General features: G+C 72.1%; 18 protein-coding genes and 1 pseudogene. 4 read left to right on the top strand and 15 right to left on the bottom strand.

Translation table 11 applies throughout. The annotated features are described in order from the left end of the window. Nucleotides 1-11: 11 nt before the first annotated feature. From E0504_RS44505 to E0504_RS44490, 4 genes are all read right to left on the bottom strand, one after another. Nucleotides 12-1,772, bottom strand: a complete 1,761-nt coding sequence (locus E0504_RS44505; protein WP_131627494.1) for a TerD family protein — start codon at nt 1,770-1,772, stop codon at nt 12-14. Continuing rightward, nucleotides 1,769-2,290, bottom strand: coding sequence for a hypothetical protein (locus E0504_RS44500; protein WP_112106223.1), 522 nt, complete (start codon nt 2,288-2,290; stop codon nt 1,769-1,771). Before E0504_RS44500 ends, E0504_RS44505 begins: the two co-directional genes overlap by 4 nt. 86 nt (nt 2,291-2,376) lie before the next feature. Then, nucleotides 2,377-3,615 (bottom strand): toxic anion resistance protein, encoded by a 1,239-nt coding sequence (locus tag E0504_RS44495; RefSeq protein ID WP_112106245.1) that lies wholly within the window; start codon nt 3,613-3,615, stop codon nt 2,377-2,379. Between the two features lie 144 nt (nt 3,616-3,759). Continuing rightward, nucleotides 3,760-4,245 carry a toll/interleukin-1 receptor domain-containing protein gene (locus E0504_RS44490; RefSeq protein ID WP_131627492.1) on the bottom strand — a complete coding sequence of 162 codons (486 nt, stop codon included), beginning with the start codon at nt 4,243-4,245 and terminating at the stop codon, nt 3,760-3,762. A gap of 63 nt (nt 4,246-4,308) precedes the next feature. Here E0504_RS44490 and E0504_RS44485 point away from each other — a divergent pair, with 63 nt between their 5' ends. Then, nucleotides 4,309-5,205 (top strand): LLM class flavin-dependent oxidoreductase, encoded by an 897-nt coding sequence (locus tag E0504_RS44485; protein ID WP_112106222.1) that lies wholly within the window; start codon nt 4,309-4,311, stop codon nt 5,203-5,205. A 91-nt stretch (nt 5,206-5,296) separates the two neighbouring features. Here the strand turns inward: E0504_RS44485 and E0504_RS44480 are convergent, their stop codons facing one another. The 8 genes from E0504_RS44480 to E0504_RS44445 all read right to left on the bottom strand — a co-directional run bounded on the left by E0504_RS44480 (nt 5,297) and on the right by E0504_RS44445 (nt 14,008). After that, nucleotides 5,297-6,058 carry an SDR family oxidoreductase gene (locus E0504_RS44480; RefSeq protein WP_112106221.1) on the bottom strand — a complete coding sequence of 254 codons (762 nt, stop codon included), beginning with the start codon at nt 6,056-6,058 and terminating at the stop codon, nt 5,297-5,299. 13 nt (nt 6,059-6,071) lie between these two features. Continuing rightward, nucleotides 6,072-6,785, bottom strand: coding sequence for a 3'(2'),5'-bisphosphate nucleotidase CysQ (locus E0504_RS44475; protein WP_165938828.1), 714 nt, complete (start codon nt 6,783-6,785; stop codon nt 6,072-6,074). Between the two features lie 85 nt (nt 6,786-6,870). Further along, complete coding sequence (gene cysN / locus E0504_RS44470) at nt 6,871-8,793, bottom strand: sulfate adenylyltransferase subunit CysN (RefSeq protein WP_112106219.1); 1,923 nt, start codon at nt 8,791-8,793, stop codon at nt 6,871-6,873. Beyond that, on the bottom strand, nt 8,793-9,752 hold the full coding sequence (cysD, locus tag E0504_RS44465) for a sulfate adenylyltransferase subunit CysD (protein ID WP_373694008.1): 960 nt from the start codon (nt 9,750-9,752) through the stop codon (nt 8,793-8,795). The genes cysN and cysD overlap by 1 nt, the downstream gene beginning before the upstream one ends. After that, nucleotides 9,749-10,561 carry a nitroreductase family protein gene (locus E0504_RS44460; protein ID WP_131627488.1) on the bottom strand — a complete coding sequence of 271 codons (813 nt, stop codon included), beginning with the start codon at nt 10,559-10,561 and terminating at the stop codon, nt 9,749-9,751. Before E0504_RS44460 ends, cysD begins: the two co-directional genes overlap by 4 nt. Nucleotides 10,562-10,688: 127 nt before the next feature. Continuing rightward, a complete protein-coding gene (locus tag E0504_RS44455; RefSeq protein ID WP_112106216.1) occupies nt 10,689-11,876 on the bottom strand; it encodes a cytochrome P450 in 1,188 nt (395 codons plus the stop codon). Between the two features lie 26 nt (nt 11,877-11,902). After that, entirely contained in the window at nt 11,903-13,048 is a 1,146-nt protein-coding gene (locus tag E0504_RS44450) for a sulfotransferase (protein WP_131627486.1), read from the bottom strand. A 159-nt stretch (nt 13,049-13,207) separates the two neighbouring features. Beyond that, the gene (locus E0504_RS44445) at nt 13,208-14,008 is read right to left on the bottom strand and encodes an SDR family NAD(P)-dependent oxidoreductase (protein WP_131627484.1); all 801 of its coding nucleotides are present in this window, start codon (nt 14,006-14,008) and stop codon (nt 13,208-13,210) included. Nucleotides 14,009-14,071: 63 nt separating this feature from the next. On the opposite strand from E0504_RS44445, the gene E0504_RS44440 reads away from it, so the two are divergent. Next, nucleotides 14,072-14,722 carry a TetR/AcrR family transcriptional regulator gene (locus E0504_RS44440; protein WP_071064138.1) on the top strand — a complete coding sequence of 217 codons (651 nt, stop codon included), beginning with the start codon at nt 14,072-14,074 and terminating at the stop codon, nt 14,720-14,722. A gap of 81 nt (nt 14,723-14,803) precedes the next feature. Here the strand turns inward: E0504_RS44440 and E0504_RS44435 are convergent, their stop codons facing one another. Both E0504_RS44435 and E0504_RS44430 read right to left on the bottom strand, forming a co-directional pair. Then, nucleotides 14,804-16,486, bottom strand: coding sequence for a TerD family protein (locus E0504_RS44435; protein ID WP_131627482.1), 1,683 nt, complete (start codon nt 16,484-16,486; stop codon nt 14,804-14,806). Between the two features lie 163 nt (nt 16,487-16,649). Next, entirely contained in the window at nt 16,650-17,504 is an 855-nt protein-coding gene (locus E0504_RS44430) for a Sir2 family NAD-dependent protein deacetylase (protein ID WP_207974698.1), read from the bottom strand. A gap of 133 nt (nt 17,505-17,637) precedes the next feature. On the opposite strand from E0504_RS44430, the gene E0504_RS44425 reads away from it, so the two are divergent. Together E0504_RS44425 and E0504_RS53835 are read left to right on the top strand one after the other, a co-directional pair. Further along, nucleotides 17,638-18,306, top strand: a complete 669-nt coding sequence (locus tag E0504_RS44425) for a DUF2599 domain-containing protein (protein WP_112106212.1) — start codon at nt 17,638-17,640, stop codon at nt 18,304-18,306. Nucleotides 18,307-18,442: 136 nt separating this feature from the next. Continuing rightward, nucleotides 18,443-18,943: pseudogene (locus E0504_RS53835) on the top strand (PIG-L deacetylase family protein); the annotation flags it as partial. 322 nt (nt 18,944-19,265) lie between these two features. Here E0504_RS53835 and E0504_RS44415 read toward each other — a convergent pair. After that, entirely contained in the window at nt 19,266-20,807 is a 1,542-nt protein-coding gene (locus E0504_RS44415; protein WP_131627481.1) for a glycosyltransferase family 4 protein, read from the bottom strand. Nucleotides 20,808-20,939 lie beyond the last annotated feature (132 nt).

Raw genomic sequence — 20,939 nt, 5'->3', positions numbered from 1 at the left:
ACGAAGGAACACTACGGAGTATCGCGCGGTGTCATGCCGTCCGGATTCCATTCCAGTGACCAGCCGTACCGCGCCGCGGCGTCGGCCTGGGTCCCCTCGACGAAATCGTTCTCCCGCCGGATGACCAGGTCGTCGCCCACCATGTGAAAAGAGGCGACAACACAGGTTCGGGCACTCGGCGAAGCCCCGCCGGGGCGGATGGCGAGCTGTTCGCCCGACCGCCCGGCGACGGTGAGCACCGGCCGCAGCGACGCCCACTCCGGAGCGCTGTGCAGCCCGTAGGCGAAGACGAAGAACCGCTTGAACGTGGCGAGGGTGCTCAGGTCGACGAAAATCGTCTGGCCGTCCCGCTCGTCGCGGCTGCCCAGGCGCAGCACCTGCCGGCCCGCGCGCCCGGCGCTGCTGGCGGAGTGCCCCAGGTGCTGGATGACGCCGGCGGCGCCGTCCAGGGCCTGCCAGAGGCAGCCGAGGTAGATGTTGCTCGGGCGCGGCAGCCCCGTGCGGGTCGTCAGGGTCTCCCAGCGCAGGGTCACGGTCAGGGCGCCGGAGCCGCGCTGCTCCGCCGTCCAGATGGTGGCCGGGTGATCGTCGTCGAGCGCGCTGACGTGTTCGTTGCGCTGCCGGTGGCGGGAGGACCGCTCACCGACCTCGACCGGGGTCGACGGGCGGCGCTCCGGGACGCCGGCCGCCGGCGTTTCCGGCCGCGCGGTGTCCTCGTCGTCCCCGCCGAGGTCCAGCGGCGACCGCGCGCCGCCGGCCGCCGGTGGAGATGACGGCGGGGCCGGCCGTGGTGGTGCCGGCCGCGGTGGTGCCGGAGGTCGAGATGGTGGTGGCGGAGGCGGCGATGGTGCCGGGGAAGGCGGCGGTGCCTGCGGCGAAGGCGGTGGTGACGCTGGCCGCTGTGGCGATGAAGGCGGGAATGGCGGCGGTGAAGCCGGCGCCGGAGTGGGCCGTGCTCCCGGCGCGGGTGGCTGCGGCCCCGGCGGTGAGGTCGGTGCCGGCTGTGAGGTCGGTGCCGGCCGAGCAGGTGTGGACGGGCCGGTCGGGTGGGCGAGATGCGCCGGGTGCAGGTGATCGGCGATCTTGCGGCGGCTCCGGGCCCGAGAGGTCCGGGTGAGGAACGGGGCCACGTCGGCGGGCCGCGCCGCCGGCACACCGCCTCCGTTCGCGACGGCGGCATTCGCGCCGGCACTGTTCGCGCCAGCTCCGTTCGCACCAGCTCCGTTCGCGCCGGCGAGGCCGGGCAGGCCGCCCGCGTACCCCTGGCCGACCGCCCGGAACTTCCACCCCGTCGGGTGCCGGTACAGCTCGCCGAAGATCAGGGCGGTCTCGAGGCCGGTCTCCACGTCGAAGGCGTAGCTGACGATCTCCCGGCCGTCGGCGTCGTCGAGCACCCGGATGTGGCCGCGGGGCACCGACCGGAACGTCTGCCCGCGGCCGGCCGAGTCGTAGATCGCAGCCCCGAACTGCAGCCGGCTGACGGTGGCGGGCACCGCGGCCAGGGTGACGACGACGTCCTCGACGGCCTCGGCCTCGCCGCTGGTCGGGCGGGGCGGTGCCAGGGAGCCGAGCCGTTCCGCGGGGTTCGGCACCTGGTGGGCGAGGAGCAGCCGGGTGGACGCGCCACCGCCGTCGACGAGGGCGATGACGCCATCCACGTCGACGGCCGAGCCGGGCGCCTCGCTCCAGCCGAACGCGACGCGCACCCGCGCCACGCCCGGCGCGGACCGGGACAGCAGCACGTTGCCGCCCCTGGGCAGGGTGACGGTCACGAGTCGAGGTCGGAGCGCCGGAACTTGGCGTCCAGGAAGCGCGCCTGGATCGCCAGCTTCGCCGCGTCCCCGGTGTAGACGAGATCCTGCAGCTCGTTGGCGCCCTCGTCGAGGAGCTGCAGCTGGCGGATCAGGTCGTCGGCGGGCGTGGTCCCCGTGACCCCGGGGCGGTCGGCGTAGTGGGCCGGCAGGGCGACGAAATCCCCGAGTGCCTGCGGCAGGTACTCGTGCACGATCGCGGTGAGGTACCTCATCTCCTCCTCGCTCGCCGACTGGACCTCGATGTAGCGCAGCAACGGGCGCAGGACGTCGTCGATGTCGCGCACGGTCGGCACCGCCCCGGGCGGCAGCCTCCCGCCGTTCGCGTTCGCGCCCGCGACGAGCTCGGCGAGCTCACGCTGGAGCTGGCGGACCGGCCGGACGACGTCGTCGCCCGGCCCCCGGGCACCGCCGGCCACCGCGGCGGGATCGTCGTTCGCCGAGCTCCCGGCACTGTCGGAACGCCGCCGGAAGATCACGGCGTCCTCCTCTCCCCACCGGCCGCGGCGCCGGCCCCAGGGCCGGCCGCGGCGCGGGCGTCAGGACGGGTCATCCGCGGGCACGGTCAGCTCTCGCCGGCGCGGGACCGCTCCAGGTACGCCTTCGACCGCCCCACCTGGGTCTCGAGCGCGGCGACGGTCGTCGCCATGCTCTCGACCGCCTTCACCTTGTACGTGTCGATGGCGTCCATCGTCGCGAAGACGTTGTCGAACGCCTTCTGCAGCGTCTCGACGTCCACCGTGCTGGACGACGCCTGTTCCTGGATGCGGCCGGACTGCTGGCGCAGCAGCTCGCTCGTCGACATGATCATGCTGTTCGTCGTGGCGTTCAGCGCGTTGATCTGGTCGAGCACAAGCTTCTGGCTCGCCAGGGCCTGCGCGACGATCACCGCGGTGCGCAGCGCGGCGACCGTGGTCGTCTGCGCCCGGTCGACGCCTTTGATCAGCTCGATGTTGTTCTTGCGGACGAGGTCGAGGGCCAGGTAGCCCTGCACGCTCACCGCCAGCTGGGTGAGCAGGTCCTGCTGGCGCTGGCGGATGGGGAACAGCGCGTCGGAGGTGAGCCCGTCGGCGGTCGCCGGGTCGGTGGCCCGCATGTGGTCGATCTTCGTCGAGACGGCTCCGTCGAGGGCCTTCGCGAGGGTCGCGTACTCGGTGAGCTTGCCCATCGCCGCCCACAGGTTCGCCTTCTCCTGCTCGATGGCGGCGTTGTCCTTGCGCAGCTCGTCCTGGCCCGAGTCGAGCGCCCTGATGATGGCGTCGAGCTGCTTCTGCGCCGACTGGTAGCGCTGGAAGTACCGGGAGATCCGGTTGCCGAACGGGACCACGCCGAGCAGCCGGCGGGTGCCCTTGAGGTCGGCCCCGGCCGGGTCGAGGTCCGTCACCGTCTGGCGCAGCTCGACGAGGGTGTGGGCCACCCGGGCCTGGGCGTCGCCGCCGCTGCCGGAGCCGCGGCCACCGCGGGTGCCGCGCAGCGCCGCCGCGGGTCGCTCGAGCATCCGGCTGGACACCCGGGCGCTCGCGACGATCTCGCGTTCGCCCATGCGCACGATGTCGTTGATCTTGTCCTGGAACGCCGGACTGCGCGGGTCCTGCGCGGCGAGGTCGTCGGCGAAGGCCGCGGCCCGCGTGCGCAGCTGCGCCCGCGTCTTCTCGTCGAGCGGGACCATGCTGTCCACCTGGTCGTCCGCGACGACCGGCACCGGAGCCGGTGGGGCGAGCTCGAGCACCCCGCTGGTGGTGCCGGCGGCGGCCGCGCCGACGGGTGAGGGCGGTGGCCCGCCCAGGTCCAGCGAATCCGACATGGCGTCCCCTTCCGGCACCCGCGCCCGGCGGGTGCACATGCCGGAGGAAGTCTCTGCCCCCACCGACCCTACGCGACATGCCCTGTCGATCATCCGACTACGCGGGCTCTTCTCCGCGCCTTCCCGACACCTCCCGGCCCGCGCCTAGCCCGGGAACGCCGGGCGGATCGGGGGCTTCTCCCGGCCGCCGCGGGCCGCGGCGAGCACCCTGGCGGCCGCGACCTCCTCGGTGACCCCGAAGAGGTCGACGCTGACGAGCTGGCCCAGCAGACCCGGCCGGGGGCAGTCCTCGATCCGGAACGCCAGAAGCTTGCGCAGCCGCCCGTCGGGATCGTCCGCCCAGGCCGCCTGCCATTCCGCCGCGCCGAACCGCGAGTCGAGATACTCCGACGACAGGACGGCGACGGTGCGCTCCGCCGCACCCGCCGCGCGGTGCATCTCCTCGACGAACCGGCTCCCCGGGCCGAAGTCCCACACCTGCAGCAGCGTCGAGTAACCGTTCTCCTCCAGCACCCAGGCGATCCACTCCGCCCAGCGGCGGTCAGCCCGCGTGTAGGAGACGAAGAAGGCCACGCCCGCCGGACCGCCCGAGGCCTCGCGGCCCGCCACGCCCCCCGTGCCCACGTTCATGGTCCACAGCTTCCCATCCCGAACCGGTGACCGGCGGTGCCGGCGTTCGCCTAGCGTCCAATCATGACGATCGACGGCACGTCGCCGCGGTTCGCCGTCGGCCTGCCCAATGTCGGCGTCTTCGCCGACCCGGCTCTGCTCACCGAGCTGGCCGGCCGGGCCGAGCAGGCCGGGTGGGACGGCGCGTTCGCATGGGATCACGTCCTGTACCACCACGACTGGCCGGTCGTGGACCCGACCGTGGTCGCCGCCGCGATCGCCGCGACGACCACGCGGATCCGGCTCGGAATCCTGATGACCGCGGTTCCCCGGCGCCGGGTCGGCAAGCTCGCCCGCGAGATCGCCTCCCTGGACGTCCTCTCCGGCGGCCGGCTGGTCTTCGGGGCCGGCCTGGGCTCGATGCCGTCCGAGTACACCGCGTTCGGGGAGCCCGCCGACCCGCGGCTGCGGGCGGCCCGGCTGGACGAGTCACTTGCGGCGCTCGCCGCGCTGTGGAGCGGCGAGTCGGTGACCGCCCACGGCGAGCACGTCGTCGTGGACGGCGTGTCGATGGCGCCGACCCCCGTGCAGCGCCCGCGGCCACCGGTGTGGTGCGCGGGCCGGTGGCCGCTGCGCGCGCCGTTCCGCCGCGCCGCCCGGTGGGACGGCGTGATGCCCGTCCACGCCGACTACGGCCGCCCGACCACCATGCCCGCGCCGATGCTCGCCGACATCGTCCGGTACGTGCACGCCCTACGCGTGTCCGCGGGGACGCACGGACGCCCGTTCGACATCGTCCTCGAGGGGGCGACCGACGCGGATGCGCCCGACCGCGGCGCCGCGGTCGTCCGGCCCTATGCCGATGCCGGGCTGACCTGGTGGGTCGAGGCTCTCGGCTGGTGGCGCGGCGGTCCCGACGACGCCCGCGCCCGCATCGACGCCGGGCCGCCGATCCTCACCGAGGCGGACGCGGACGCCTGACCGCGCGGCCGGGGAAGGCCGGCTGGACCGGGTGGTGGGGTCACGACGGGGCGTGTGTCGGGGCCGCGGCGGGGCGGGATCTCAGGCGAACTCAGGCGAACGGAGGCGCGATGCCGTCGATCCAGCGGTCGTAGTCGGTCAGCTTGGCCAGCATCGCGTCCGGCCCCTGCTCCGAGTCGACGATGAGGAACCGCTCCTCGTCGATCGCCCGCACGAGCCGGTCGGCCTGCGCGTCCGGTGTCGGCGCGGAGCGGAGCACCGGATGGTCGGCGGGCAGGCCGTTCGCGAGGAGCATCGGTGTCAGCATCGCGCCGGGGCAGAAACAGGAGACCTTGATGCCGCGCGGGCGGTACGCGGCCGCCAGCCACTCGGAGAGCGCGAGCGCCGCGTGTTTCGTCACCGAGTACGCCGCCTTCTCCGCCTGCGTCGACAGCGCGACGACCGACGCCGTCTGCAGCAGATACCCGTCGCCCCGTTCGAGCATCGCCGGCAGAACCTCGCGGACCGCGTACACGTGTGACATCACGTGCAGCTGCCAGGACGAATCCCACAGGGGGTTCGCCTGGACGTCGCCGGGCTGGCGGGGTCCGGCGACCCCCGCGTTGCTGAACCAGACGTCGATCTCGCCGTAGGCACGGCGAGCGAGGTCGGCGACGGCGCGGACGTTGTCCTCGACCGTGATGTCGGCCGCCAGGCCGACACCACCGATCGCGCTCGACACCCGCTCGACGCCGGCGGGGTCGACGTCCGTCACGACGACCTTCGCGCCCTCGGCGGTGAACCGACGCGCGCAGGCCTCGCCGAGACCACCCCCCGAGCCGGTGATCACGACGACCCTGCCGGCGAGTTTCACAGCGCGGTTCCCCTCACGAGTCTCTCAGCGCGGTCAGGACTGTGTCGGTGAGTTCGGGGCGGCAGATTAGCAGGTCGGGGAGGTAGGGGTTGGGTTCGTTGTAGCGCAGGGGCGAGCCGTCGAGGCGGGAGACGTGCAGCCCGGCGGCGGCGGCGACGGCGACGGGTGCGCAGGAGTCCCACTCGTACTGGCCGCCGGAGTGGGCGTAGACGTCGACGTCGCCGCGGACGACGGCCATCGCCTTGGCGCCGGCGGAGCCCATGGGAACCAGGGTCGCGTCGAGCTGGGTGAGGAGGTGGTCGACGCAGGCGGGTGGGCGGGTGCGGGAGACCGCGAGCCGGATCGGCCCGCCCACCGGTGCGGGGAGGACCGGTGGTGTGCCGGTGTGCAGGACGAGGCCGGCCGCGGGGAGCGCGACCGCCCCGGCGATGGGCGTCCCGCCGCTGGTGAGAGCGACGTGGACGGCCCAGTCCTCCCGCGGTGGCTCGCCGTACTCGCGGGTGCCGTCGAGCGGGTCGATGATCCACACCCGGTCGCGTTCGAGGCGGATGTGGTTGTCGGTGCTCTCCTCGGAGAGGACGGCGTCGCGCGGGCGGGTCTGGGCGAGCAGGTGCAGCAGCAACTCGTTGGACTGCCGGTCGCCTTCGGCGCCGCCCTGGTCGCGGATCGCGAGGAGCAGTTCGCCGGCCTCGTGGGCGAGGGCGGCGGCCAGGGTGTGGTCGTCCATCCCGGCCGCCGGGATGGACGGCGCCGCGCCGGCGGTGTCACTGGTCATGGGCCGGTCTCCACACGGGTCAGGGTGGCGGTGGGGGTCATGCCGGGTCCGGCGGGGTGAGGATGCCGTTGGTGCGCAGGTGTTCGACGACGAGGTCGGCGGAGGCCTCGGGGGTGATCGTGCCGCTGGCGTCGAGGCGGAGCTCGGGGTGCTCGGGAGGCTCGTAGGGCGAGTCGATCCCGGTGAAGTTCACCAGCTGACCGGCGCGGGCCTTGGCGTAGAGCCCCTTGCGGTCCCGGGACTCGGCGACGTCCAGGGGGGTGTCGACGTGGATCTCGATGAACTCGCCGGGCTCGAGGAGGTCACGGGCGAGCTGGCGTTCCGCGCGGAACGGGGAGATGAACGAGGCGAGCACGATCACCCCGGCGTCGACCATGAGCCGGGCGACCTCGGTGACCCGGCGGATGTTCTCCACCCGGTCGGCGTCGGTGAACCCGAGGTCCTTGTTCAGCCCGTGCCGGACGTTGTCGCCGTCCAGCAGGTAGGTGTGGAAACCCTGCTCGTGCAGCCGCTTCTCGACCAGGTTCGCGATCGTCGACTTCCCCGCGCCGGACAGGCCGGTGAACCACAGCACCGCCGGCCGCTGCCCCTTCGCGCGCGCCCGGGCGGTCTTGTCGACCTCGACGGCCTGCCAGTGCACGTTGTCCGCGCGGCGCAGGGCGAAGTGCAGCAGCCCGGCCGCGACCGTGGCCCGGGTGAACCGGTCGATCAGGATGAACCCGCCGGTGTGCCGGTTCGTCGTGTACGGATCGAACGGGATCTGCCGGTCGACGTTGATGTTGCACACGCCGATCTCGTTGAGGTCCAGGGTGCGCGCGGCGGTGTGTTCCAGGGTGTTGACGTTGACCTTGTACTTGGGTTGGGCGATGGTGACACTGCTCGTCCGCGCCCCGATCTTCATCAGGTAGGGGCGGCCGGGCAGCATCGGCTCGTCGGCCATCCACACCAGATGGCACTCGAACTGGTCCGCGACCCCGGGCGGGTCGATCGCGGTGGCGATCACATCGCCGCGGCTGACGTCGATCTCGTCGGTGAGGGTGAGGGTGATCGACTGGCCGGCGATCGCCTCGTCCAGGTCCCCGTCGGCGGTGACGATCCGCTCCACGGTGCTTTCCTGCCCCGAGGGCAGGGCCCGGACCCGGTCCCCGGGGCGGACCGTGCCCCCGGCGATCTGCCCGGAGAACCCGCGGAAGTCCAGGTTCGGCCGGTTCACCCACTGCACGGGCAGGCGGAACGCCCCGGTGTGCGCGTCGTCGTCGACCGCCACCGTCTCCAGATGCCCGACCAGGGTCGGCCCGCTGTACCAGGGGGTGTTCGGGCTGGATTCGGTGATGTTGTCACCGGCCAGCGCCGACAGCGGGATCGCGACGATGTCGCTCAGGCCGATCCGGGCCGCGAACTGTCGGTAGTCCGCCTCGATCCGGGTGAACACGTCGCGGGAGTAGTCGACCAGGTCGAGCTTGTTCACCGCGAGCACGATGTGGCGGATCCCCAGCAGCGACACCAGATAGCTGTGCCGGCGGGTCTGCGTCAGCACACCCTTACGCGCGTCGATGAGGATCACCGCGAGATCCGCGGTGGACGCCCCGGTCACCATGTTCCGGGTGTACTGCTCGTGCCCGGGGGTGTCCGCGACGATGAACTTCCGCCGCTCGGTGGAGAAGAACCGGTACGCCACATCGATGGTGATGCCCTGCTCACGTTCCGCGGCGAGCCCGTCGACCAGCAGCGCGAAATCCAGCCCGTCGCCCTGCGTGCCGACCTTCTTCGAGTCCGCTTCCAACGCGGCGAGATGATCGGAGAACACCAGCTTCGAGTCGTACAGCAGCCGGCCGATCAGCGTCGACTTTCCGTCGTCGACACTGCCGCAGGTGATGAACCGCAGCATGCTCTTGTGCTCGTGCAGATTGAGATACGCCTCGATGTCGTCCGCGACGAGGTCGCTGGCCGCGTGCGCCATCAGAAGTACCCCTCCTGCTTCTTCTTCTCCATCGACCCGGACGAGTCATGGTCGATGACCCGGCCCTGGCGTTCCGAGCTCGTCGTCAACAACATCTCCTGGATGATCTCCGGGAGGGTTCCGGCGGCGCTTTCCACCGCGCCGGTCAGCGGGTAGCAGCCCAACGTCCGGAACCGGACACTGCGCTGCTCGGGCACCTCCCCCGGTGCCAGCCGCATCCGGTCGTCATCCACCATGATCAGAGCGCCGTCGCGTTCCACGACCGGGCGCGGCGCCGCGTAGTACAACGGCACGATCGGGATCTGCTCCCGGTGGATGTACTGCCACACGTCCAGCTCGGTCCAGTTCGACAGCGGGAACACCCGCACGCTCTGCCCCGGCGCCTTGCTCGCGTTGTACAACCGCCACAGCTCCGGACGCTGCGCCTTCGGGTCCCACCGATGCTGCGCCGAGCGGATCGAGAACACCCGCTCCTTCGCCCGCGACTTCTCCTCGTCGCGGCGCGCACCACCGAACGCCAGATCGAACCCGTACTTGTCCAGCGCCTGCTTCAGACCCTCGGTCTTCCACATGTCCGTGTGCGTCGCCGAACCATGGTCGAACGGGTTGATGCCCCGTTCCACACACTCCGGGTTCTGATAGACGAGCAGGTCGACACCGAGCTCCGCGGCGACCTTGTCCCGGAAGTCGTACATCGCCCGGAACTTCCACGTCGTGTCCACATGCAGCAGCGGGAACGGCGGCCGCGACGGGAAGAACGCCTTCATCGCCAGGTGCAACAGCACGGTGCTGTCCTTACCCACCGAATACAGCATCACCGGCCGTTCGCTCTCCGCCACCGCCTCCCGGAAGATCTGGATGCTCTCCGCCTCCAGGCGCTGCAGATGTGTCAGTCGGCCCATGCCAGGGCTACCCTTCTCCGTCCGTACCGGTGTGTCCGTACCGTCGACCGGCGTCATGACCGGGGCCTTTCCTCGTCGTTGCCGGCTGTGCCACCGGTGATGCCACCGCCCGCCGCGGCCGGGGGCCGGGGCGGGCCGGCGGAAGTGAACGCGGTGCCGGGTGGGTCGAGCGCCCAGTCCGCGGGCGCTCCCCATTCCTCCTCGAACACGAGCTCGGCCATCGGGCGGCGGCGCACCGGACCGTGCCGGCCCGCCGGCCGACCCAGCGTGATGGTGCCGGCGACGAACGTGCCCTCGGGCACGCCGAGCAGCTCGCGCAGCTGCGCGTCGACGGCGAAGTTCCAGCCGGTGAACGCCCCGCCGTAGCCGAGCGCGCGAGCCGCCAGCAGCAGGTTCTGGCACGCCGGATACACCGACGCCCCCTCGGTCGGAGTCGGGTCCCGGTAACGCACCAGACACGGCAGGATCAGCACCGGCACCCGCTCGAACCCGTCGACGAACTGCTGCATCGCCGCGGCCATCCGGGCCTTGGGCGAGTCCGCGACCGTCCCCGTCCCGCTGTCGTACCGGTCCCGCTGGCGCTTGCCACCCCAGGTCCGCCGCGCGGCGTCACCGATCAGCTTCTTCGCCGCCCCGGCCTTCGGGCCGTCGGTCAGCACGATGAACCGGAACGGCTGCCGGTTAGAGCCACTGGGCGCCCTGGTGGCCGCGAACAGCATGGCGCGCAGCGCCTCACGGGGCACCGGCTCGTCGGTGTAACGACGGATCGCCCGGGTCGTCGTCAGGCCCTCCAGCAGGCCCACCGTGTCCACGGGCAGAACCGCCGCCGCCAGCTCCCGCGCCGCGTCGGAGCTGTCAGCGCACATCGGTCCACCGGGTCCTCACCTGGTTCGGGCGCGCCCGAACTCCGTGTGTCCGTTCTCGGTGCATCCTGCTCATCCTCCCGCCGGGCCGGCCGTCCTGCGCAACTTCTGCTTGTCTAGGAGTTGTTCCTCACGACGTGACCACCGGCAGGTTCATCCACCCCCGCGTCGTGGAGGTGTGGTCGAGCACGCAGTTGTCGCGGTCGACCTCCCAGCTGCTCCACCGCTTCAGCACCTCGTCGAGCACGACCCGGCCTTCCATCCGGGCCAGCGAGGCACCGAGGCAGAAGTGCAGGCCGTGCCCGAAGGCGAGATGCCGGTCGATCCGGCGGTGGATGTCGAAGGTGTCCGGGTCGGTGTAGTGCCGCTCGTCCCGGTTCGCGGAGGCGTTGAGCAGAATCACCGCGCTCCCCTCCGGGATGGTGCCGCCGTGGTGCTCGACGTCGCGGGAGACCACCCGGCCCTGCACCGGTGACGGCGACTCGAACCGGAGGACCTCCTCGATCGCCTGCGGGACGTTCGAGCGGTCCGCGGCGAGCTCCCGGCACTGGTCCGGGTGCTCGCCGAGCAGCTGTCCCGTCCAGCCGATGAGCCGGCGGGTGGTCTCGTTGCCGGCACCGGCCAGCACCGAGGTGTACGTCAGGACCTCGTCGCGGGTGAGCCGGCGGGTGGTGCCGGTCTCGTCCTCGAACTCGGCCCGCAGCAGCTCGGTCATCAGGTCGTCGGAGGGATGGGTGGCCCGCCAGTCGATGTAGTCGGCGAACGGCTGCGCCGTCGACCGGGCGTCGGTCGGCGCCGGCGCCTCACCCTCGGTGAGCTGGTGCCGCCGCGTGCCGGCGTCACGGATCGCCACCTGGTCGCTCTCCGGGATGCCGAGCATCATGCCGATGACCCGCATCGGAACGATCGCGCCGAGATCGGCGACGAAGTCGAAGCCGTCGGTGCCGACCAGCTCGTCGAGGATGCGGGCGCACAGCTCGCGCACCTGCGGCTCGAGCGCGGCCATCTTCCGCGGCGTGAACACCCGCGACAGCAGACCGCGGTGGATGTCGTGCAGCGGCGGGTCCTCCGCCAGGAGGTTGCCGGGCGGCAGCCTGATACCAGCTTTGATCACTTCGAGGATGAAACCCTTGCCCGAGGTGTACGTCCCGAAGTCCGTCAACGCCTTCTCGACGTCCTCGAACCGGCTCAGCGCGTAGAAGTCGTACTTCTCGTTGTAGTACAGCGGCGCGGAATCCCGCAGCCGCCGCCACACCGGGTAGGGGTTCGCGTCGATCTCGAAGTCGTACGGGTCGTAGTAGACGCTCTCGTCCTGCACTGCTTTCCTTTCGATGAGCGGTCGAGCTAGTGCGCGGTCCAGGCCGCCGCACGCGCGGTGTAGTCGGCGAACAGCGGGCGGATCCGGTCGACGTCGATACCGAACGTCGCCGGGTCCGGGTGGACGTTGCGCTCGCGCTTCTCCGCGTTCTCCCGCCACCATCCCTGCATTCCGGCCTCGAACTCCGGGGTGACGGGCTCGCCGAGCCAGGCGTAGAGCCCGCGGATCTCGCCGAGCGGATCACGCTGCATCGCCCGGAAGTCGATGTCGTAGAACCGGTCGTCGCCGGCCTTCTGGCGGAACGCCAGCGCCCGCTCCATGCCGACCGACCAGTGCTCGATGTTGAGCTGGCCGAGATAGCGCTCGTCGATGTCGTCGCAGTACGAACGGGCCACCGCGGCGTAGAGGTCGGCCACCGACACCATGACCTCGGCGGGATCGCGGTGCGTCATCACGAACCGGGCGTCCGGGAACACCTTGTCGAGATCGTCCAGGAAGAGCAGGTGGGTCGGGCACTTAAGCCGCCACGGCTGGGCCTCGAAGCCCCACTGCAACAGTTTCAGCGCACGCAGCTCGTACCGGTAGGTCGAGGTGAGATCGGCGTTGAGAAGCCACTTCGAATAGGACGGTACGTAGGCGAACGCCTGGAAGAAGTGCGCCCGGAAGTCGAGCGCCATCAGGCTCTGGCACTCCGTCGGGCCGGTCGCGCTGGCCGGGACGAGCGCGACCCGGCGCGGCGAGGTCCGCTTCCGTTCCGCCACGTCGGCCCGGCCGTCCTCGATCCTCTTGTCGTCACCGTGGACCGTGGACGGCGGCGGGCAGGGCGCCGTCGCCTCCCACATCCGCAGCGACCGGGCGTTCGGGTCCTCGGCCAGCAGGAACGACAGCGCCGTCGACCCGGTGCGCGGCAGGCCGAGCCCGATCAGCGGCGCGGTGATCCGCTCGTCGTCGATCTCGGGCTGGCGCCGGTACCAGTCCTCGATCTGCAGCCGCTGGCTCAACAGGCCGACGATCATTTTGCGTAACGCCGCCTGGCCGGTGCTGTTCAGCGCGGCCTCCTGCTGGAGGGCGCGGACGAGCACCTCCAGGCCCTCCAGGAACGTGTCCTCACCGAAGTCGGTAAGTCCGGTCTCGGCGCGTGCGGCGTCGAGCAGTTCGTGATGCGCTCCCACGGTTTCTCCCCTTCGGACGTGGGCCGCCGCCCGCGGCGTGCGTCGCGGGTGGCTATGGGCCCAGGCGGCTATGCGACTGGGCGACTGGGCGACTGGGCGACTGGGCGACTGAGGATCTGTGCGTCGACGAACCCGCGGCTGACCGCGGGAACCCGTCCGTCAGGAGAAGTCGGAGCCGCCGTCGACGTTGACGTTCGCGCCGGTCATGTATGTGTTCCGGCGCGAGCCGACGAAGGCGATCACGGCACCGATCTCACGCGGCGCGCCCGCGCGGGGAAGGTGGGCGGGATGGCCGAAATGCTCCGTGATGCCGCGCATCACGGCGTGCAGGTCCTCCGGGTCGATGCCGATGCCGCGGGCCCACATGGCCAGGCCCTCGGAGGCGAAGCTTCCCGGAGACACGGTGTTGACGAGAATCTCGTCCGGAGCCAGGGTCAGCGAGAGGTTCTTGGTGATGCTGGTGACCATCGATTTCGCGGCGGTGTACGCGATCAGCGAGGCGGTCTGCCGCTTGGTCGAATGCGCGGAGATGTTGACGATGCGGCCCCACTCGGCGGCGCGCAGCAGGGGCAGCGCGGCCCGCACACACCGGACCATACCCAACACGCCGACGTCGACCGCGGCCAACCAGTCGTCGTCGGTGAGCTCCTCGAAGGGGCCCATCCGGCCGCCTTTGGGGCCGGTCGCGTTCACAAGGGAGTTCAGTTCCCCCCACCGGTCACGGACGAGGCCGAACGCGGCGGTCACCTCGTCGGAGCGGGTGATGTCCGCGGGCAGGGCCACGGCGTCGGCGGCCCCCAGCTCCAGCAGACGGCCGACGGTCTTCTCCAGATTTGCCCGGTTCCGCGCCAGTACGGCCACCCTGGCCCCGTCCGCGGCGAAGCACTCCGCCGCCGCGAGGCCCATACCCTGGGTACCGCCCTGTACCACCACCGCGGCACCAGCTAAGCCAAGATCCACCTCGGTTGCCTCCGTCCACCTCGTCCAGCCGAAAGGGTTTGGCGACAGTATGATGTCACCAATATGAGCGTCCCGGCAACACCTGAGGAGGACGGCGGCGAGGCCGCCCGGCCTCGGCGGCCCTACGACAGCCCGCTGCGCCGTGAGCGGGCTGTCCAGACGCGTGAACGCATCGTCGCCGCCGGCTCGGCTCTCGTCCACGGATTCCCGGTCTGGGACTGGGGCGGCCTGACCTTCCGCGCGGTCGCGGAGCGGGCCGGGGTCGGCGAGCGCACCGTCTACCGGCACTTCCCCACCGAGCGCGACCTGCACAACGCGGTCATGCGCCGGCTGCAGGAGGAGGCGGGCGTCACCTACGAAGGGCTGGAGCTCGACGGTCTCCCCGACGTCACCAGGCGGTCGTTCGCGACGCTGTCCTCCTACTCGGTCTCCCGGTGGAGCCACCCGGAACCGCGCCAGCCGGCCCTCGTCGCCGAGGACAGGCTGCGCCGCGACGCGCTGCTCAACGCCGTCATCCCGCAGACCGCCGACTGGTCCGAGGCCGAGCGCCAGACCGCGGCGGCCATGCTCGACGTGCTGTGGAACGTGCCGTCCTACGAGCGCCTGGTCAGCGTGTGGGAGTTCGACGGCGACGCCGCGACGAACGCCATCAACTGGGTCATCGGCCTCGTGGTGGAGGCCATCCGCGAGGGCCGCCGCCCGAGCTCGCCGTAGCGCCGGCACCTCCGCCGGGCGCAGGCCGACGGGCGTGGCCGCGCCCGGCCGACGTGGGAAACCCGGCAGGTGCGGCCGCTGTCAGATCCGGGCGCCCTTCTCCAGGTTGCAGCGGCGGCAGAGCAGCTGGAGGTTGTTCACGCTGCTGGCCCCGCCGCGGCTGTGCGGGATGACGTGGTCGAACTCCAGGTACTCGGTGGCCTGGCACTGCACGCACGCGCCGCCGTCACGCTGCCAGACCTCGGCCTTCACCACCTGGGAGATGGCACGGCTGTCCCGGGCGCCGGGCGCGATCACCAGCCGGCGGGCGATCCGCAGCGTGCCGGCGAGGACCGCCGCCACGTACTCGGGGTCCCCGACCTGGTAGGTGCCACCGCCACGGCTCGTCGTCGCCGAGACGTCGATGGTGCCGTAGCCCGCCGCGACGGCCACGATCTTCGACCAGGCGGTCTCCGTCCCGCCGCCGTTCTGGGCGAGGAACCGCAGCTTGCGGCTGCTGACGACCAGACGTCCGGGCGTGTGCCGGGGACCGCTCGCGAGCTGGCGGACCTGCACCACGTCGGTGTCCAGGTGCACGATCTCGTCGAGATCGAGGTGCAGCGTCGAGGACGTCTCCCGCGGCAGGTCGCCGTTGCGGATGCGGGAGAGGTCGAGCCCTCGGCGGAGCCTGCGGCGCATCTCCTCGACGGCCGGGTCCACGACGCCCAGGCGGCGGACCTCGTCCTCGAAGAGCTGGTACTCGTGCTCCTCGATGATCTCGTCACCGAACGCGAAGGTGACGATCCGCTGGAGGTAGGCGAGGGCGACCGACCGGAACACCTGCTGGCCGGCGGCCTCCGGCACCAGCTGGAAGCGCAGCTCGGCCCACAGCGCGTCCAGCCCGGGCGCGCCGGGACCGGCGTCCACCGCCTCGACGAGCCGCCGCCGCCAGTCGGCCAGGACCCGGCGGATCTCGTCCTCGCACGCCACGCAGGGCACCGGGGCGGAGAACAGGCGCCGCCGCTTCGCCGCGCCGCACCTGCCGCAGGTCGCCTCCGACTCGACGAAGGGCTGCCTGGTGCGGGACGCCCAGGTCGTGCCGTCCCACCACCGCAGCAGGCCGGGCGCCGCGGGGTCGGGGTACCAGTCGGCCCGGCGCGCCGGCTCGGCCGGTCGGAGCGGTGCGGGCGGTCGGACCGGCGCGGGCGGTCGGACCGGTGCGGGCGGCGAGGCCGCGATCCCGGTGGTCTCGTCGTTCCCGGCGGCCTCGTCCGGCCCCTCGACGGAGATCCCGAAGCTGCGGGCCAGGCCGGCGAGGCCGCTGGCCCAGCCCTGGCCGACGGCGCGGAACTTCCACCCGCCTCCCCGGCGGTAGATCTCGCCGAAGACCATCGTCGTCACCGGGTCGGACGTCGCCGACGCGAACTCGACGAGCGGCCGGCCCGCGACGCCGTCGATGCGCAACCGCAGGCCGTCGACCTGGGCGAAGGTCCCGTCGTCGACCGACCCCGCGACCACCACGGTAACGATGTCGGGCTCGACGTCCGGCAGGGCGACGGTCAGCGTGGCGCCGGCACCGGAGGAGACGAGGCTGACCGCGCCGGAGCTGTGCCGGGGCTGGTTGTAGAACACGATGTCGGCGTCCGACCGGACCTGGCCGGCGCTCGTCACCAGCACGGCGCAGACGTCCACCGGCTCGCCCGAAGCCGAACTGACGACGGCTGTGACGACCTCCGTCGGTATGACGGTGTTGGCGCCCTTCGGCAGGGTCGGTACAGCGACCATCGGTCCTCCATCAGCAGCCCGGGCCGTCGGAGGACAAAGCGGTGCCGCGCGACGCCCGACCAGACGGCCGCCCCCTCGCGGCAAACAGGAATATAAGGCTCCCTGTTTCGTAAAAGTTATCGGTCAGTGTCACGACCGATCACGGCGGGCCTCGGCCCGGCGCTCAGGCCGTCAGGCGGGCGTCCAGCTCGGTGAGGGCGGCGAGCGCGCCGAGCCGCACGGAGACTCCTGAGCCCGGCGAGAGCCTGTCCGGGGCCGGGTTGACGCGGATCAGCCGCCCGCCCGCGGCCGACTCGGCCATGCGGCGCACGGTGGGCACCGCCGTCCCCGCGCCGATCTCGACGACCACCAGCCGGCGCCCGGCGCCGGCCAGCGCGTCCAGCCAGGACGAGCAGGCGCGCAGCATCCGCTCGGAGCGTGCCCCGAGCCAGTTCCAGTCCCCGAACATCAGGATGTTCGGCCGGGCCAGCGCGCCGCACCGCGGGCACCGCGGCAGCGGCTCCCGGGCACGCATCGTCTCCGGGTCGACGTCGACGTCGACCCCGTCGGCGGGCCAGACGTCCGGCCCGCAGGTGGCCGTGCACTGAAGATGGTGGATCGAGCCGTGGACCTCGGCCACGTCGACGAAGCCCGCACGCTGGAACTGGCCGTCCACGTTCGAGGTGAACACCCACATCCCGGCCGGCAGCCCGGCACCCCACCGGCGCAGGACGTCGAACCCCGCGTGCGGCACGGTCCCCCGGTACAGGCCGAGGCGGTGACCGTAGAAGCCCCAGGCGAGGGTCGGGTCGGCGCCGAAGTGGACCGGGTCGGCGAGCTGCGCGAACGACAGCCGCAGGCGGGCGTAGGGCGGGTACGCCCGCCAGAAGCCGGTGTCACCGCGGAAGTCGGGCAGGCCGGAATCCACCCCCATGCCCGCACCGGCGCAGACGAGGAGCGCGTCGGCCTCCCGCAGCAGGGCGGCGGCCCGGTCCAGTTCGCCGGGGCGGTCCAGTTCGCCGGGGATCGGTGTGCTCACCGTTCCATCATCACCGCCGGCGCGGCGCGGATATCGGCGCGCGTGTCAGGGTCGGTGTCGCGAAGTCGGGGCGGGATCACCGGGTTGGCTCGCTCGACCGGCCCGGACCGCCCGAACGCCATACGCTCGTCGGGTGGCGGAGCAGCGGCGGTCGCGCGGTGCCCTCGGCGGAACCGTCGGGGTGCTGGCCGCCATGGCCGTCGGGGTGGCGATGCTCCGCGGCTCCGGCTCCGGCTCGGAGACCGACGCCGGCACGGAGGCCGCCACGACCACGCCGACCGCTACAGCCACCGCCGCTCCCAGCCTCGCCGCCGTGGCTCCCGGCAGCGCGGGCGACGACGGCGGCGCTGGCACGCGGCCGGCCCCGGGGGCGCCGTACTGCGGTTCGAGCCGCTATGTCGAGGAGATCACCCTGCAGCGATGGGCGGGCGGGGATTTCCGTATCTCCGTGTGGCCTACCGAGGAGGCCCGGCACGCCGATGACCGGGATGCCGCGAGTGCCGAGATCTGGCAAGCCGTCCAGGGCTGTGTCGGTGGGGTGGACCCGGCGGTCGCGGAGAGCCTGCAGGACCAGCTCCGCTGCCATGAGTCCCTCGCGCTGGTACCGGGCCGCGGCGGCGAGGAGTACGCCACCGGCGACAGCTTCGACGTCGAGAGCTGGCGGCCGACCCCCGGACGCCGCCGCTGGATCTCCACCCGCTGCGGAAACAACCTCGGCACCGACCCGACCAGCGCCCCCCTGGCCACCGAACGCCCCGACGGAATCCCCCCGCAACACCGTGCCTCGGGAGAACACGCCTGACCCGAACTGTGGCGGTCCAGTGTCACCATGGACTCTCTCAACCGCCGCACATCGGATTCGCCCGCCGTGACGCCCGCCCAAACCGCTGTATTTGTTGTTTGAATTGGCTGGAGAATGGGGGCACGGAAGGCACGGTATGAACATTTCACTGCTGGCTCGACGAATGGTTCCCGGGGATGTGTGGCTGGGGCATGAGCGGGTGATGGTGCCGGCGCGTTCCTTCTGGCGACGGGTGTGGGAGCGCCGGGGGATCGACATCACCGCGTCGATGGCCGCGGCGCCGTGTCTGGTCGTGGCACCGCATCCCGACGACGAGACCCTGGGCTGCGCGGTGGCCATCATGCGCAAACGCGCGGCCGGGACGCCGGTGACCGTCGTGCTGGTGAGCGACGGGGCCCGCGGCGGATCAGCGGCAGGCCCACCCGCGCAGCGCCTGGTCGAGAGGCACTCGCCCGCGGAGCTCGCCGAGATGCGACGGACTGAGGCGCGGCGGGCCTGCGCCCGCCTCGGTGTCGCCGAGACTGATGTGATCTTCCTGGGGTTCCCCGACTCCGAGCTGCCCGGGTGCGTCGACAGCATCGCGGCCCGGCTCGGCGAGGTGATCAGTGCCCGGTCCCCCGCTCAGATCCTGGCGCCGGCCTCGTGCGAGGGACATCCCGACCACGATGCCACCCACGAGGCGGTGCGCCGCGCGGTGCGGGCGGGCGGCTTCGACGGAGAGATCCTCGAGTACACCGTGTGGCTGTGGACGCACTGGCCGTGGACCCTCGGCCACGGGACCGGACACTGGTCGGCACGACGGCTCCTGCTGGCACCGGTCCAACGGGTGCACGAACGGCGCCCGCTCCTGGTGGACGCCCGCGGCCTGCGGGAACGGCAGAAGCACGCCCTCGCCGCGCACGTCACGCAGGTCGGGCCCGGCGCGGAGGGCGATCAGCGCCCGGGTACGGGGGCGCCGCTCACTGGCTCCCTGCTGGCGACCTTGGAGAGTCGGTACGAGGTCTATGTGGCGGCCGACGGGCTGCGGCACCTCGATTTCGACCGTCCGTGGCGAGCTGGCGGGGCTCGGGGCACGGGGCGGCCGCACTCTCCGCCGCCGGGTCGCGGAAGTGGCCGTGGTCCCAGCCCTGGTCCCGTCCCTTCTCGTGTTCCCACACCTGGTCCGGGCCCGGCCGCCCCGCACGGCCCGGCCACCGATCGTGATCCCGGGTCCGGTTCCGGTTCCGGGGACGGCTCTGGCCGATGAACCGGTCCCGGACGCGGATCCGGTCGTTGAACTCGGCGATTCCCCGCAGGTAGGCCGCCTCCTTCCGGCGGGCGATGGCCTGCGGGTCGAGCTCGGCCACCCCCAGCCGCCCGCGCTCCCCGACGGCGACCGCCCGTCCGGCGTCGAGGAGGAAGGGAGCCAACGCGCTGGCCAGCGCGCCCGGGTCACCGGTCTCCACCACGCTTCCCGCGCCCCACCGTTGCACGAAGGGGGCGATCCCGGTCCGCTTCGTCACGACCACCGGGCGCCCGGCCGCCATCGCCTCGGCCGCGACGATCGAGAAGCTCTCGAAACGGCTGGGCACGGCCACCACCCGGGCACCGCGATAGACGTCACGGACCTCACACCCCGCCAGATGCCCGCTGAACTCGACGTCGAGGCGCAGCTCACGGGCCCGGCGGGCCAGCCAGGCGCCTGACGGCACGCCGTCGATCGCGCCCGACGAGCGCCCGACGACCGCCAGCCGGTGGGCGACGCCGGCGGCACGCAGCCGCGCCGACGCCTCGAGCAGGACGTCCACGCCCTTGTAGGGCTCGAGCCGGCCCACCACCGCGATGGTCGGCTCGGTGCCGCGCGCCTCCGGGATGTCCCGCCACGGACCGGCGTCGAAGAGGTTCGGGATCACTTCGACATCGCGGTCGCCCAGCCAGCCGTCCCGCCGCAGCTCGTCCACGAGGAGTTGCGACGGGGATGTGACGACGGCGGCGAGGCTCGCGGACGCGCGGTCCAGCCGATCCGCCAGCTGGCCGCGGACGCCCACCGGCTGTCCGGCCATCCGGACTGTGAGCATCGTCGGGCAGTGCAGGTGGATCGCCAGCGGACGAGTGCGGCACAGGGCCTCGATCAGCCCGCGCGTCTCGCCGTCCTGTGTCTCGATCACGTCGGGGCGCAGGCCGATCTGGCGCATCCAGGTGCTGTAGGACAGCGTGAGGCTCGCCCGCAGCGCCAGCGAGTCGCGCGGATGGAGCGGACCGCGCAGCCGCGCGCCGAACCCGCCCAGCATCCTGGTGATCGGGACCTGCAGCAGCGGACGTCGGTGCACATGCACCCCGTGCTCCACCGTGTCGGTGAACTGGCGGCCCTGGGCACAGAGAACATGAACGTTGTGCCCGAGCCCCACCAGCGCCGCCGCGAGTGCGGCGGTATAGGTACCCGCGCCGTCCCAGACGATGGGCGGGTACTGCTCGCACAGAAAAAGAACGGATAACGTCCGGAACCTTCGGAGGAATCCCATAGTTCCCCAGATCCCACCCTTCAACGAAGGTGGTTAAAGGTAAGACAGCGCACGCACGTTACTCCCGACGACCTTGGCGGCAGCGGCTGGCGTATCGGATTCTTCACCAGCGTTACTGAAGATTAACGTGTG

Source organism: Parafrankia sp. BMG5.11 (genome assembly GCF_004337455.1).
Note: the sequence above shows the minus strand (reverse complement) of the source record. Positions and strands in the feature narration are given on the sequence as shown.